The following is a 13,072-nucleotide window of genomic DNA, read 5'->3' as shown; positions in this document are numbered from 1 at the left end:
GGGCCGGTCCCTCCCCCTGAAGGGGCCGGCCCGCCCGTGCGTCACGCGAGGTGGAAGACCTCGGCCAGCGGGACCATCGCCTCGTCCGCCGCCTCCGGCTGCTCGAAGAAGTCCGCCATGTCCCGCTGCCACCGCTCATTGACGTCGGTCGCGGCCATCGCCTCGCGTGCCGCGTCGAAGTCCGCCGTCTCCAGATAGCCGACGAGCAGCCCGTCCTCCCGCAGGAAGAGCGAGTAGTTGTGCCAGCCGGCCGCGGAGAGCGCGGTGAGCATCTCCGGCCAGACAGCGGCGTGGCGCTCGCGGTACTCGTCGATACGGTCCTTGCGTACGGTCAGCAGAAAACAGACGCGCTGCATGGTGTGGGCCCCTGTGCTTCCTCGGAACTTGCTCAGGACTTGCAGGACTTGCAGGACTTGCTCAGAAGTTGAACTTGTCGATGTTCTTCCTGTCGAAGACGGTCGGCTCGCCGAGGATGACCTCGCCGTCCTTGCCGATCGTGTACTCACCGAGCTTGCCCGCCTTGAACTTCTCGCCCTCCGCGCCGGTGATCTGTCCCGACGCCAGCGCGGCAGCGGCGTACGAACCGAGGTAGCCGAGCTCCTCCGGGTTCCACAGCGAGAACTGCTCGACGGTGCCGTCCTTGACGTACTTGCGCATCTGGTTCGGCGTGCCCAGGCCGTTCAGCACGACCTTGCCCTTGTACGAGGAGTCGCTCAGGTAGCGGGCGGCGGCCGCGATGCCGACGGTGGTGGGCGAGATGATGCCCTTGAGGTCCGGGTACGCCTGCATCAGACCCTGCGTCTGCTGGAACGACTTCTGGTCCGCGTCGTCCCCGTACGCCACCTTCACCAGCTGCATGTTCTTGTACTTGGGCAGCTTCAGTTCGTCCTTCATGAACTCGATCCAGGTGTTCTGGTTCGTGGCGTTCTGGGTGGCGGAGAGGATCGCGATCTTGCCTTTGTAGCCGATCTGCTCACCGAGGTGCTGGACCAGGCTGCGGCCGATCTCCTCGGAGCTCGCCTGGTTGATGAAGAGCTGGCGGCAGTCCTTCGCGGTGTCGGAGTCGTACGCGACGACCTTGATGTCCTTCTTCATGGCCTGCTTCAGCGGGCCGCACACCGCGTTCGGGTCGTTGGCCGCGACCAGGATCGCGTCCTGGCGCTGCTGGATCAGCGTGTTGATGTAGCTGACCTGCGAGGAGGCGCTGGCGTCGGACGGGCCGACCTCCTTGCCCGTACCGCCGTACTCCTTGGTGGCCGCGATGCCCGCGTCATCGACGATCTTCTCGTACGGGTTGTTGATCTGCTTGGGCAGGAAGGCGAGCTTCAGCCCCTTCTTCAGCGGCGCGTCCGGGTCTGCCTTCGCCGTGGTTGCGGCTTTTGCGGGGCCCTTTTCGGTGCTGTCCTTCGTGGTGCCGGAACAGGCGGAGAGGGCGAGAGCGAGCGACACGGCGGTGGCGGCGGTCGCGACGGCGCGGCGCCCGGCGGCATTGCGGAGCATCATGGCGGCGATGTGCCTTTCGACGAGGTACGAGGGGAGGTACGAGGGAGAGAAGGCGGGTCAGGACCGGGCGTTCGCGGCGCGCCGGTGCCGTCGTTCGACGACGGTGGCGATCACCCGAGGTGTGAGGACGGACGCCACGAGCAGCAGACCGGTCACGATCACCTGCACCTCGTTGGCTATGTCATTGAGCGTCAGCAGGTTCTTCAGGACCCCGATCAGCAGCACCCCGGCGACCGCGCCGAAGAGCGTGCCCTTTCCGCCGTCGAAGTCGATGCCGCCGAGCAGCACGGAGGCGATGACGAGCATTTCGAAGCCGAGACCGTTGTCGGCGCGGGCACTGCCGTACCGGAGTGTGAAGACGACACCGGTGAACGAGGCGAACAGCCCGGTCACGACGAACAGCAGCAGCTTGATCCGCTTGACCCGGATGCCCGCGAAGTACGCCGCCTCCTCCTGGGCGCCGATCGCGAACAGCGAACGCCCCAGGCCCGTGGCGTGCAGCACGATCGCGGTGATCACCGCGAGGACGATGAACAGCAGGACGGGGTACGTGAGGAAAGTGCCCGGCACGGTGGTGGTGTCGACGGCCCAGTCCGCGTACTTCTGCGGGAAGTCGGTCACCGCGTCGCTGCCGAGCGCCACCGACGCCAGACCGCGGTAGAGAGCCAGGGTGCCGATGGTGACGGCCAGCGACGGCAGCCCCACCCGGGTGACCAGCCAGCCGTTGAGCAGCCCTCCCGCCACGCCGACCAGCAGCACGACCGGCACGATCGTCTCGAACGCCCAGCCCGCGTCCCACAGCGCACCGGTCAGCGCGCTGCCCAGCCCCAGCATCGAGGCGACCGACAGATCGACCTGCCCGGCGACGACGAGAAGCGTCATCGGCAGGGCGATGATGGCGACTTCGGCGATGTCGTTGAAGGCGAAGGCGAGGTTCTCGCCGGAGCCGAAGCCGTCCGTGGAGCCGAGTCCGATGACGAAGACCGCCACCAGGAGCACCCCGACCGCGGTGTCCCAGCGCAGCGCCATACTTCGCAACGGACTGCCCCCGGCCTTCTTCGTCCCCGCGGCCCCCTGCGCGGCGGGCACCGCCTTCTGCGTCTCAGGCGCCATTCCCATGCCGGGCGCTCCTCTTCCTCAGGGCGGCGGTCATCCGCAGGTTCACGATCCGGTCGACACTGATGGCCAGCAGGAGCAGCGCACCGGTGATGGCGCCCTGCCAGAAGGAGTCGACCTTCAGGACGACCAGGACGCTGCCGATGGTGGTGAGCAGCAGGGCGCCCAGTGCCGCGCCCCAGACCGTCCCCGTACCGCCGGTGATGGCGACACCACCGACGACGACGGCGCTGACGACGGTCAGTTCCCAGCCGTGCGCGTTGTCCGCGACGACCGTGCCGAAACGCGCCAGCCACAGAGCGCCCGCGAAGCCGGCGACGGCCCCGGAGAAGGCGTACGCGGCAAGGATCCGGCGACGGATCGGCACCCCGGCGAGCAGGGCGGCCTCCGGGCTCGAACCGATCGCGTACAGCTCCCGGCCGGAGCGGTAGCTGCGCAGGAAGTACGCGGTCGCGGCGAGCAGGATCAGGGCGATCAGCGGCAGATACGGCATGCCGAGGACGCTGCCGCTGCCGAGCCCCAGGATCTGGTCCGGCACATCGGAGGCGCCGATCTGGTCGCCCTGAGCCCACCAGTAGTCGACGCCCTGAATGATGTAGAGCATGCCCAGCGTCACGACGAGCGCCGGGACCTTGCCGAAGCTGACCAGGGCGCCGGAGACGAGCCCGCAGACCACACCGATGGAAACGCCGAGCAGTATCACGGTGATCACACCGTGGTCCGTCCCCGCGACGAACTTGCCGCAGGCGAAGGCGGAGAGACCGACGACGGAGCCGACCGACAGGTCGATGTTGCGGGTGATGACGACGGCCGACTGGCCGACCGCGAGCAGCACCAGGATCGAGGCGTTGAGCAGCAGATCCTTGATGCCCTGGTCGGACAGGAAACGCGGGTTGGCGATGTACGTGCCGAGGATCAGCAGGACGAGCGCCCCGGCGATGGAGATCTCACGGGCCCGGAAGACCGCGTCCACGAGCGAGGCCGCGCTGCGCGCCGGAGCCTTGGGGCGGGTGTCCGGAGGGCTTTCGACGGTGGTGGTCATGCCGCTGCCCTTTCGCCGAGTCCGGTCGCCGCGGCCATGACCGTCTCCTCGGTGGCGCTCTCGCGCGGGAGCTCGGCGACGAGCCGGCCCTCGCGCATGACGAGCACCCGGTCGGCCATCCCGATCACTTCGGGCAGATCGGAGGAGATCATCAGCACCGCGAGCCCTTTCGCCGCCAACGAGGAGAGCAGTCGGTGCACTTCGGCCTTGGTACCGACATCGATGCCGCGGGTCGGTTCGTCGACGATGAGTACGGACGGTTCGGTCGCGAGCCACTTGGCGAGCACGACCTTCTGCTGGTTGCCGCCGGACAGCACGCCGACGGCGTCGGCCAGCCGGTTGTACTTGAGCTGGAGGCGCACCGCCCAGTCGGCGGCCCTCTCGTGCTCCAGAGCACGGCGGACGAGCCCGCCCCTGCGGACCTCGTCGAGGCCGGTGAGGCCGATGTTGCGTTCGATGGACATCTCCATGACCAGCCCGCGCTGACGGCGGTCCTCGGGTACGAGCGCGAGCCCGGCGGCCATCGCGGCGGTCGGCGACCCCGGCCGCAGCACGGTGCCGTCCACCCGCACCTCTCCGGCGTCCGCACGGTCGACGCCGAAGACCGCCTGGGCGACCTCGGTCCTTCCGGCACCGACGAGCCCGGCGAGTGCGACGATCTCGCCGCGCCGGACCTCGAACGACACATCGCGGAAGACGCCTTCGCGGGTCAGCCTGCCGACCGACAGGGCGACTTCACCGACTTCCGCCTCCTGCTTCGGATAGAGGTCGTCCAGATCGCGGCCGACCATCCGGCGCACCAGATCGTCCTCGGTGAGTCCGGCCAGCGGCTCGGAGGAGATCCAGCGGCCGTTGCGCAACGTCGTGACTCGCCCGCACAGCTCGAAGATCTCGTCGAGCCGGTGCGAGATGAACAGCACGGCCGCACCCTCGGCGCGCAGCGTCCGCACGACGGAGAAGAGCCTGGCCGTCTCGGTGCCGGTGAGCGCGGCCGTCGGCTCGTCCATGATCAGGACCCGGGCGTCGAAGGAGAGCGCCTTGGCGATCTCGACGATCTGCTGGTCGGCGATGGAGAGCCCACGGGCAGGCCGGTCGGGCGCCAGGTCGACGCCGAGCCGGCGCATCAGCCCCGCGGTGGTCTCGTGCACGGCCCGGCGGTCGATCCGGCCGAGAGTGCGCCGGGGCTGGCGGCCCATGAAGATGTTCTCGGCGATCGACAGGTCGGGGAAGAGCGTCGGTTCCTGGTAGATGACCGCGATTCCGGCATCGCGGGCGTCGGCGGGCCCGTGGAAGACGACGGGCCCGCCGTCGAGCAACACCTGCCCGCTGTCCGGGCGATGCACCCCGGCAAGCGCCTTGATGAGGGTGGATTTGCCCGCACCGTTCTCTCCGGCGAGCGCGTGCACCTCGCCGGGGTACAGGGACAGGGACACGTCCTGCAGGGCACGTACGGCACCGAAGGACTTGCTCACATCCTTCAGTGCCAGGACCGGGGCGGGCTCGTTCATGGATGCGCTCCACGCCGTGAAAGGTTTCAATGAGGTAGCTCGGAAGCTAGACGGGGATTGTGGGCACAGTCAATGGGTCGGTGAAGAGAACTTCACGCGAACGAAGAACGAGAACGGCCTGGGTGAGGGGCAAATATGAAACGATTCATGCCGCTGATCGGTGCCGCTGATCGGTGCTGCTCATCGGTACCGATCAGCAGGATTCCGGCGGCTACGACAACGTCCGCTCGATGCCCGCCCGGACGAAGGTACGCGCGAGGCGTCCCCGCCTGATGCGCCAAGGCAGGGAGGCCCGGCGCGGATCGCTTCCGTACCGGCGGCCGCGTATGTCGGCGACGACCTCGGCGGGCGCACCCAGCTCGGCCGGCACCTCCAGCGCCTGCCCCTTGGCGATGAGCCGCCCGTCCTGCAGGGTGACCGACGCCCGCGCGAGGGTCAGCAGTCCGAGGTCCACCCAGATGTCACGGAGCCGGCGGACGGGCTTGGCGCTCGCCGGATACCAGTAGCCCTTGAGGTCGCCCCGGATGAACTCCGCCGGCTCCTGATCGGACACCTCCGCGACGAGCCCGGCGGGCCCCGGGCCGAACAGCGACAACCCGCCCGTACTCAACTCCCGTCGACTGACCGGCGTGACCGGCCGCGCGAACAACCGGCCGTGCGCCCAGGTCACATGATCACGGCCCACCTCCGGGAGCTGCAACCGCTCGACGCAGGAGCAGTGCAGATTCGAGGCCATCGGCACCTCTGCCATCAACACGCGGTGCAGAAGCGTGAGTTGTTGCCTCTGAGGGCCGGTGACCGGCGCCTCCACGAGGGCCGCGAGGTCGAGGTCGCTGCGCCCGGGCCGATAGTCCCCCAACGCCAGGGATCCGTGCGCCCAGACCGTTTCCAGGGGAACGGCCGCGACCGGCGTCGGCGATGAAGCGGTCCAGGAGGAGCCGGGTGGGCTGCGCCTCGTCGGCATTCACGGAACCGACTATCGCCCAGTCGCCCAGTTGCGTGTGGAGGAGCTGTGACGGTCCAGGCCGGGGACGCAACCCTCACGTGCAGAGGCCGGTCTGAGTCTGCACAGTGTCGGTGCAGTGCCAGTGCAGTGCTGGTGTCCCGCGCGCTTTCTGGAACGCCCCTGACACCCCCACCATTTCCTGAACGAAGGAGTCCACGTGGCAACCCGCGCCCTCGGAACCACCGTGGTCCTCGCCATCACCGTGGCGACCGCCGTGATCACCTTCCCCACCGCCCAGGCATCGACGCCCGCCCCGGCCCTCGCCACGGCCCCAACATCCCCCACGGGGGCCGTGCCCGCCCCGACCCCGCGACGCGACGACTTCAACGGGGACGGCTACCCGGACCTGGCGTTCACCGCACCCGGTGCCACCGTCGACGGCAAGGCCAAGGCCGGGTACGTGGGTGTGGTGTACGGCTCCGAGAGCGGTCTGCAGACCTCCACCAAGCAGGTCTTCACCCAGGACTCGCCCGGAATCCCGGACACCGCCGAGGCCGGTGACGCGTTCGGCAGCTCGACGGTCTCCGCCGACCTCGACAAGGACGGGTACAGCGACCTCGTGGTCGGCGCGGGGAGCGAGAAGATCGGCTCGTTCGAATTCGCCGGTTCGCTCACCGTCATCTGGGGCGGCGCGCACGGACTGTCCGGTGGCGCGACCCTCCTGACGGGCAAGGAGCTGTACGACGGGATCGGCGGCAAGACCACCGTCGGCGACTTCAACGGCGACGGCGCGATGGACATCGTCACCTTCGGGATGAGCAACACCCACGTCCTGTCCGGCCCGTTCAAGCGCGACGGCGGCGCGGCCGCTCCCGTCAGGGAGATCCGCGACATGGACGATCTGCGCTACATGGATGTCACCGCGGGCGATCTCAACGGCGACGGCCGCGACGATCTGGCCGGTGTCGTCCACGACGGCGACGAGTACGACGCCCGGCGCATCCTCATCCGTAACGGCAGCGACACCGGCCTCAGCGAGAACTACACCATCGTCAACAGGTCGAACGGCTTCCGCCTCCAGGCCGGCGAAACCATCACGGCCGGCCAGGTCAACGGTGACAAGTACGCCGACCTCGTCGTGGGCCGCCCGGTCGACGGCTACGACAGCGACCTGGACACACCGCTCGCCAAGGGCGGCATGATCACCTACGTCCCGGGCAGCGCCACCGGCCCGCGGGGCGACCGGGCCAAGGTTTTCAACCAGGACAGCGCCGGTGTCCCGGGCGCTGCCGAATCGTCGGACGGATTCGGTGCGTCCGTGTCGATCGGTGACATGAACGGTGACGGCTACGGCGACATCGCCGTCGGCGTCCCCTACGAGGACCTCGGCACGACGAAGAACGCGGGCTCGGTCCTGGTCCTCCCCGGCACCGCATCCGGCCCCACCGGCACCGGCACCGTGGGCTTCAACCAGGACGCGGCGAACGTCCCCGGGGTGGCCGAGACGAACGACGAGTTCGGCGCCGCCGCCAAGCTGGTCGACGCCAACCGCGACGGCCGCACCGAACTGGTCGTCGGCGCCCCCGGCGAGAACACGAACGCGGGCTCCCTGTGGGTCTTCCCGGCCACGGCCTCCGGTGTGACGGCCAAGGGCTCGTTCACGTTCGGCCACGGGACGCTGGGCACGGTGGCGACGGCCGCAAAACTGGGTTCGTCGTTCAACCGCTGAACCGGGCCCCCTGCCGCGCGTCACGACCACGGCCGGGGAACCGATCGCTCCGCTGCGGGCAGCCAAAGGCTGCTGGGTTGCGCGCTGCTGGTGGCGGTGCTCGCTGCCTGCGGGACCGGCGGTGGACGGGACGGCACGAAGGAGCAGGGCAAGAAGCAACAGAAGGCAGCCACGATCGACCTGCAGCAGGCGGGGCAGCGCTCGGAAGCGATCCTCGACGGCACGCTGGCGGCCATTCGTCCGCCGGTGAAATGGGCCTACGGCGCCCCTGCGGAGGCGGCCTGCAGCACCGGTCTCAACGAGCCGACCGGCACCACGACCGTCACCCGCAGCAGGAACATCCTCACCGTGGTCTCGGAGGGCGCGGCAGCCTGTCGGGAGTCGTCCAGCGATACTGGGAGCAGCAGGGCTTCAGGATCGTCAGCGTCAACTCCGACAAGGACATGCCCGGGATCCGGGCCAAAGGCCCCGACGGGTTGACCGTGTCCCTGGAAGTCGGCAGCATCGGCAACGTCTCCCTCAGTGCGGGCCTCAGCTGTGCCGAGAACTCCGCGGTGACCTATCCGGCGGGGACACCCGGCCGGCCCGGGGGACCGAAGGCGCAGGAGTTGAGACCGCGAGAGCAATCGGCATTCTGGTCCTCTGCCGAGCCACTCCAGGAGTAGCAGGGGGACCGTGAGAGCGCGGAGGGGGCGCGGGTGCCGGTGGTGGCATCCGTCGGGTACGTAGGTGAGCTTTCCGCCCCACCTGCGGGCATCCTGCGTGGTGGCCCCGCTGATGCACCGACAAGTCCCCGACAGGAGCCGGGCGGCTCCGCCCGAGCACGTGTACGAGTCGCTGACCGGCTATCGCGTGCACGACCGGCGTCACACCTGTCTGACGACCTGGCTCAACAACGGTGTCCCGCCTGCCCGGGTCGCCGAGTCGGCCGGCAGCAGCGTCTCCGTTCTCCTCGCCACGTACACCCGCTGTATCACCGGCCGGCGCACCGAGCTCCAGCAGCGCATCGAGAGGCCAGGGAGCCCCTCGGGTCTTACGCCGACACTACGCCGCGCTCGCTAGCGTGCCTCTGACCTGCGAAAAAGGCCCTCCCGACGGGAGGGCCTGACGTCGTACGGCTGAAGTGCCCCCGGCAGGACTCGAACCTGCGGCCAAGCGCTTAGAAGGCGCCTGCTCTATCCACTGAGCTACGGGGGCCGGGTGGTGGCCTCGGCGGCCTGGAGCCCTGGGGCCGGGCCGGTCGGTGACCTGCCGGGACAAGGATAGGGCTCCAATCGCCTCGTCCCGGTTGCTTCACCTGCGTGGCACGATGTGGAGGTTCGGTGAAGCGAACCGATAATCGCAGGTGGGTGGGATTCATGCACCGCTTTTGACGCCTCGCGCCCCGGGTGTTGTGCACTCGTTATGCCTGCGCCCCACTCGTCCCCTCTGTCCCGACTCCGTCCCGAGGAGAGAACCGGCGCGCAGAGGTGGCTATACGCTTCAAAAAGGCGCCAAAATTGGGCATTCTTCGCATGTGGTGACCTTGGACGTACGGCCTCAGCTCATCGACGCACTTTCCGCCCTGCGCGACCGTGTCGCTGCCGTGCGTCTTCCACTTCCACTGCCGGGGGCCGCACGCGCCCGCCAGACCCGGAGCGAGCTGCTCGCCCAGCTCGACGATTACCTGCTTCCCCGACTCAGGGATCCTGAAGCGCCCCTGCTCGCGGTCATCGGCGGGTCCACCGGGGCCGGGAAGTCGACGCTGGTCAATTCGCTGGTGGGGCGGCTGGTCAGCGAGGCCGGGGTGCTGCGGCCGACCACGCGGACGCCCGTGCTCGTCTGCCATCCGGATGATCATCACTGGTTCGCGGGGGTCCGCGTACTGCCGCAGCTGACCAGGGTCTGGCTGCCGCCGGAGGAGAACGGGGATCCCGGTCAGTGCGACGGGCTCGACGGGAGAGAGGAGGACGGGACCATGCTCCGCGTCGAGACCGCCACCGGGCTGCCGCGCGGGCTCGCGCTGCTCGACGCGCCCGATTTCGACTCGCTCGTGGTACGGAACCGGGTCCTGGCCGCCGAGCTGATCTGCGCCGCGGATGTGTGGGTGATGGTGACCACGGCTTCCCGGTACGCGGACGCCGTGCCGTGGCATCTGCTGCGTACCGCCAAGGAGTACGACGCCTCGCTCGTCACCGTCCTCGACCGGGTGCCGCACCAGGTGATCGCCGAGGTGTCCCGGCAGTACGGGGCGCTGCTCACCAAGGCGGGCCTCGGTGAGGTGCCGCGCTTCACCATTCCCGAGCTGCCCGAATCGGCCGGCGGCGGCAGCGGGCTGCTGCCCACCACCGCGGTCGCCCCGTTGCGGGCCTGGCTCAGCCACCGCGCCCAGGACCCGGCGGCCCGTCAGCAGGCGGTAGGGCGTACGGCGGCCGGGGTCATCGACTCGCTGGACGTACGGATGCCCGCGCTGGCCGGGGCGGTCGCGGCGCAGTACGCGGCGGCCGTGCGGCTGACCGGTGTGGTCGAGGACGCGTACCGCACCGAAGGCGCCCGGGTCCGGCGGCGGCTGCGCAACGGCGGTGTGCTTGCCGGGGATGCCCGCACCCGGTGGCGCGGATACCCGATGTACAGCACCTCCGAGGAACTTCTCGAAGCGCTGGTGGAGAGTCTTGCCGCGCTGCTGCAGTGCGCCGTGGCCGCCGCCGACGAACAGATCCGCACGACCTGGCAGCGCGAGCCCGCGGCCGGGGTGTTCGGCTTCGAGGGTGTCGGCCGGGAGGCCGGGGGATGGGGGCCCGCCGAGGACATCCGGGGCCGGATCGCCATGGCCGTACGGCGGTGGTGGCGGGTGCTGGAGGAGCTGGCCGAGGAAGAGGTGCGCCGGCTCGAACGCAACGCCGCACCCGATGCCGAGACGGTGGCGGCGTTGCTGGCCGCCGCGCTGCTCGGCGGTCGCCGTACCCGCGCCGCCGGGGAACAACTCGCCGAACGGATCGGCGCCCAAGGTGCGCTGCGGCTGCGCGACAGGGGCGGCGCACTGCTCACCGACTGTCTCGACCGGGTGCTGGACGGCGAGCGCGACCGGCGGCTCGCACCGCTCGACGCACTCGATGTGGCCCCGGAGCCGCAGGCCGAACTGATCGCCGCGCTGTCCGTACTGCAGAAGGAGAGGTGGCAGCGATGACTGCCGTCGTTGACGAGGGGCCCGGCCGGGGCGAGATTCCCGCTTCTCACGAGGACCGGAACCAGGAGCACCGGAGCCGGCGCCGGTCACCCGACGGCGGGCGCGCAGCTGTGCCGGAGGCGGGCGGGGACTGGAACGACGGGCTCATCGCCCGGCGCGCGGCTGCCAAGGCGGCAGATTCCGAGCGCGGGAACGCCCGGGACGATGACGTACGGCTGCCCCAGGTCGAGGCGTACGTACCGTCCGGCGGTCCGCTCCGGCCCCGGCTCGACGCGCTGCGCGAACTCGTCGGGCTGTCCAGGGCCAGGCTCGACCGGGCCACCCTCGCCGAGGCGGGGCGCGTGCTCGACGAAGCGGCAGCCCGCCAGCGGCTCTCCTCCCGGCACACCGTCGTGGCCATCGCCGGAGCGACCGGCAGCGGCAAATCGACCCTCTTCAACTCCCTCGCGGGCGTCCCGATCTCCGACACGGGGCTGCGCAGGCCGACCACGGCCGCCCCCATCGCATGCTCCTGGACCGACGGGGCCGCCGGGCTGCTGGACCGGCTCGCCATTCCGGGACGGCTCAGGCGCAGGCCGCAGCAGGGCGTTACGGACGCCGACGAGGCGCTCCAGGGGCTCGTCCTCGTCGACCTGCCCGACCACGACTCGGCGGCGACCGGGCACCGCGAACAGGTCGACCGGGTGCTTGCGCTGGTCGATGCGGTGATCTGGGTCGTCGACCCGGAGAAGTACGCGGACGCGGCCCTGCACGAGCGCTACCTGCGGCCGCTCGCCGGGCACGCCGAAGTCACCTTCGTCGTCCTCAACCAGATCGACCGGCTGCCCGGCGACGCTGCCGACCAGGTCCTCGACGATCTGCGCCGGCTGCTCGACGAGGACGGCATGGCGCTCGGCGAACACGGCGAACCGGGCGCCACCGTCATGTCCCTGTCCGCACTCACCGGTGAAGGCGTGGGCGAACTGCGCGAGATGCTCGGCCGGTTCGTCCAGGAGCGCACGGCAGCGGCGCGCCGGCTGTCCGCGGATGTGGACGCCGCCGCGGCCAGGCTCCGTCCGGTGTACGTCGCCGAGGGGCGGCCGGGTCTCGGCGAAGGGGCCCGCGAGGAGTTCGCCGACCGGCTCGCGGAAGCCGTCGGAGCGGCCGCGGCGGGACAGGCGGCCGAGCGCGAGTGGCGAAGGAACGCCGGACGGGCGTGCGGCACACCATGGCTGCGGCTGTGGCGCTGGTACGAGTCCACCCGGCGGCCGGGAAGCCTGGAGTGCCCGGCGCAGCCCGCACCCCCCGAGGAGCAGCTCACCGCCCGGCAACGCGTCGAGCAGGCGGTACGGACGGTGGCGGACGAGGCCGCCGACGGGCTGCCCGGCCCTTGGGCACAGGCGGTCCGCGAGGCCGCGGTGAACGGTGCGGAAGGGCTGCCGGAGGCGCTCGACGAGCTGGCGCAACGGTCCGGCGCTGCGGACGGGCGGGGGCGGACGGTGAGCTGTTCCCCGGGCGACGCGGGGGGCGCCGCGCACGGTGCGGTCGGTCCTGGCGGTTCGACGGTCGTGGCGACGGGGGTGGCCGGGGCCTCCGGTGTGGCGCACAGCGGTCGCGTGGGCGGGAAGCCGCCGCGGCCCAGGTGGTGGCCCGCCGCCGTGCTGGCACAGGCGTCGATGACATTGCTCCAGATCTTCGGCGGCCTCTGGCTGGTCGGCCAGATCGTCGGCGTACTCGAACCGGGATTCCTCACGCCCGCCCTGGTGATGCTGGCCGGGGTCATCGGCGGCCCGCTGGTGGAGTGGTCGTGCGCGGCCGCGGCACGGGGGCCCGCGCGACGTTACGGGCAGGAGGCCGAGCGGCAGTTGCGTGAGGCGGCGGCGGCCTGTGGCCGGGCGCGGGTGCTCGATCCGGTGGCGGCGGAGCTCGTGCGGTACCGCGAGGTGCGGGAGCGGTACGTGGCGGTGACGGAGTTTTCCACAACTACTCGGTAGTCCACAGGCATCAGCAGGAATTCCGCCTCTCCTTCAACCTGGGATCAGTGACCGCGCGGGTGCGGTGACTGGAGCCGAAGGCCGAAGGG

Annotated in this window: 10 protein-coding genes and 1 tRNA gene; 4 read left to right on the top strand and 7 right to left on the bottom strand. The window is 70.3% G+C overall.

The window, feature by feature from the left end:
- Positions 1 to 41: 41 nt before the first annotated feature.
- The 6 genes from ACGFU7_RS06635 to ACGFU7_RS06610 all read right to left on the bottom strand — a co-directional run bounded on the left by ACGFU7_RS06635 (position 42) and on the right by ACGFU7_RS06610 (position 6,133).
- Positions 42 to 356, bottom strand: coding sequence for an L-rhamnose mutarotase (locus tag ACGFU7_RS06635; protein ID WP_393692985.1), 315 nt, complete (start codon positions 354 to 356; stop codon positions 42 to 44).
- Between the two features lie 61 nt (positions 357 to 417).
- The gene (gene rhaS, locus ACGFU7_RS06630; protein WP_393692984.1) at positions 418 to 1,503 is read right to left on the bottom strand and encodes a rhamnose ABC transporter substrate-binding protein; all 1,086 of its coding nucleotides are present in this window, start codon (positions 1,501 to 1,503) and stop codon (positions 418 to 420) included.
- Between the two features lie 57 nt (positions 1,504 to 1,560).
- Positions 1,561 to 2,622, bottom strand: coding sequence for an ABC transporter permease (locus ACGFU7_RS06625; RefSeq protein ID WP_393692983.1), 1,062 nt, complete (start codon positions 2,620 to 2,622; stop codon positions 1,561 to 1,563).
- A complete protein-coding gene (locus ACGFU7_RS06620) occupies positions 2,606 to 3,661 on the bottom strand; it encodes an ABC transporter permease (RefSeq protein ID WP_393692982.1) in 1,056 nt (351 codons plus the stop codon). Before ACGFU7_RS06620 ends, ACGFU7_RS06625 begins: the two co-directional genes overlap by 17 nt.
- On the bottom strand, positions 3,658 to 5,169 hold the full coding sequence (locus ACGFU7_RS06615; protein WP_393692981.1) for a sugar ABC transporter ATP-binding protein: 1,512 nt from the start codon (positions 5,167 to 5,169) through the stop codon (positions 3,658 to 3,660). The genes ACGFU7_RS06620 and ACGFU7_RS06615 overlap by 4 nt, the downstream gene beginning before the upstream one ends.
- Positions 5,170 to 5,380: 211 nt before the next feature.
- Positions 5,381 to 6,133 carry a nucleotidyltransferase domain-containing protein gene (locus tag ACGFU7_RS06610; RefSeq protein ID WP_393692980.1) on the bottom strand — a complete coding sequence of 251 codons (753 nt, stop codon included), beginning with the start codon at positions 6,131 to 6,133 and terminating at the stop codon, positions 5,381 to 5,383.
- A gap of 199 nt (positions 6,134 to 6,332) precedes the next feature.
- Between ACGFU7_RS06610 and ACGFU7_RS06605 the strand changes: the two genes are divergently transcribed.
- Both ACGFU7_RS06605 and ACGFU7_RS06600 read left to right on the top strand, forming a co-directional pair.
- Positions 6,333 to 7,844, top strand: coding sequence for an FG-GAP and VCBS repeat-containing protein (locus ACGFU7_RS06605; RefSeq protein ID WP_393692978.1), 1,512 nt, complete (start codon positions 6,333 to 6,335; stop codon positions 7,842 to 7,844).
- A gap of 777 nt (positions 7,845 to 8,621) precedes the next feature.
- On the top strand, positions 8,622 to 8,906 hold the full coding sequence (locus ACGFU7_RS06600) for a hypothetical protein (RefSeq protein ID WP_393692976.1): 285 nt from the start codon (positions 8,622 to 8,624) through the stop codon (positions 8,904 to 8,906).
- Positions 8,907 to 8,968: 62 nt separating this feature from the next.
- Here the strand turns inward: ACGFU7_RS06600 and ACGFU7_RS06595 are convergent.
- Positions 8,969 to 9,041, bottom strand: a tRNA-Arg gene (locus ACGFU7_RS06595).
- Positions 9,042 to 9,369: 328 nt separating this feature from the next.
- On the opposite strand from ACGFU7_RS06595, the gene ACGFU7_RS06590 reads away from it, so the two are divergent.
- Together ACGFU7_RS06590 and ACGFU7_RS06585 are read left to right on the top strand one after the other, a co-directional pair.
- Positions 9,370 to 11,010 carry an ATP-binding protein gene (locus ACGFU7_RS06590; RefSeq protein ID WP_393693552.1) on the top strand — a complete coding sequence of 547 codons (1,641 nt, stop codon included), beginning with the start codon at positions 9,370 to 9,372 and terminating at the stop codon, positions 11,008 to 11,010.
- Positions 11,007 to 12,983, top strand: coding sequence for a GTP-binding protein (locus ACGFU7_RS06585; RefSeq protein ID WP_393692974.1), 1,977 nt, complete (start codon positions 11,007 to 11,009; stop codon positions 12,981 to 12,983). The genes ACGFU7_RS06590 and ACGFU7_RS06585 overlap by 4 nt, the downstream gene beginning before the upstream one ends.
- Positions 12,984 to 13,072: the final 89 nt, after the last annotated feature.

The sequence above is a fragment of the Streptomyces sp. NPDC048473 genome (assembly GCF_043200155.1).
Lineage (GTDB): Bacteria > Actinomycetota > Actinomycetes > Streptomycetales > Streptomycetaceae > Streptomyces.
Note: the sequence above shows the minus strand (reverse complement) of the source record. Positions and strands in the feature narration are given on the sequence as shown.

Excerpts from the sequence above, each read along its gene's own strand:
- ACGFU7_RS06635 (WP_393692985.1), bottom strand. The coding sequence starts at position 356 with ATGCAGCGCGTCTGTTTTCTGCTGACCGTACGCAAGGACCGTATCGAC.
- rhaS (WP_393692984.1), bottom strand. The coding sequence starts at position 1,503 with ATGATGCTCCGCAATGCCGCCGGGCGCCGCGCCGTCGCGACCGCCGCC.
- ACGFU7_RS06625 (WP_393692983.1), bottom strand. The coding sequence starts at position 2,622 with ATGGGAATGGCGCCTGAGACGCAGAAGGCGGTGCCCGCCGCGCAGGGG.
- ACGFU7_RS06620 (WP_393692982.1), bottom strand. The coding sequence starts at position 3,661 with ATGACCACCACCGTCGAAAGCCCTCCGGACACCCGCCCCAAGGCTCCG.
- ACGFU7_RS06615 (WP_393692981.1), bottom strand. The coding sequence starts at position 5,169 with ATGAACGAGCCCGCCCCGGTCCTGGCACTGAAGGATGTGAGCAAGTCC.
- ACGFU7_RS06610 (WP_393692980.1), bottom strand. The coding sequence starts at position 6,133 with ATGCCGACGAGGCGCAGCCCACCCGGCTCCTCCTGGACCGCTTCATCG.
- ACGFU7_RS06600 (WP_393692976.1), top strand. The coding sequence starts at position 8,622 with ATGCACCGACAAGTCCCCGACAGGAGCCGGGCGGCTCCGCCCGAGCAC.
- ACGFU7_RS06585 (WP_393692974.1), top strand. The coding sequence starts at position 11,007 with ATGACTGCCGTCGTTGACGAGGGGCCCGGCCGGGGCGAGATTCCCGCT.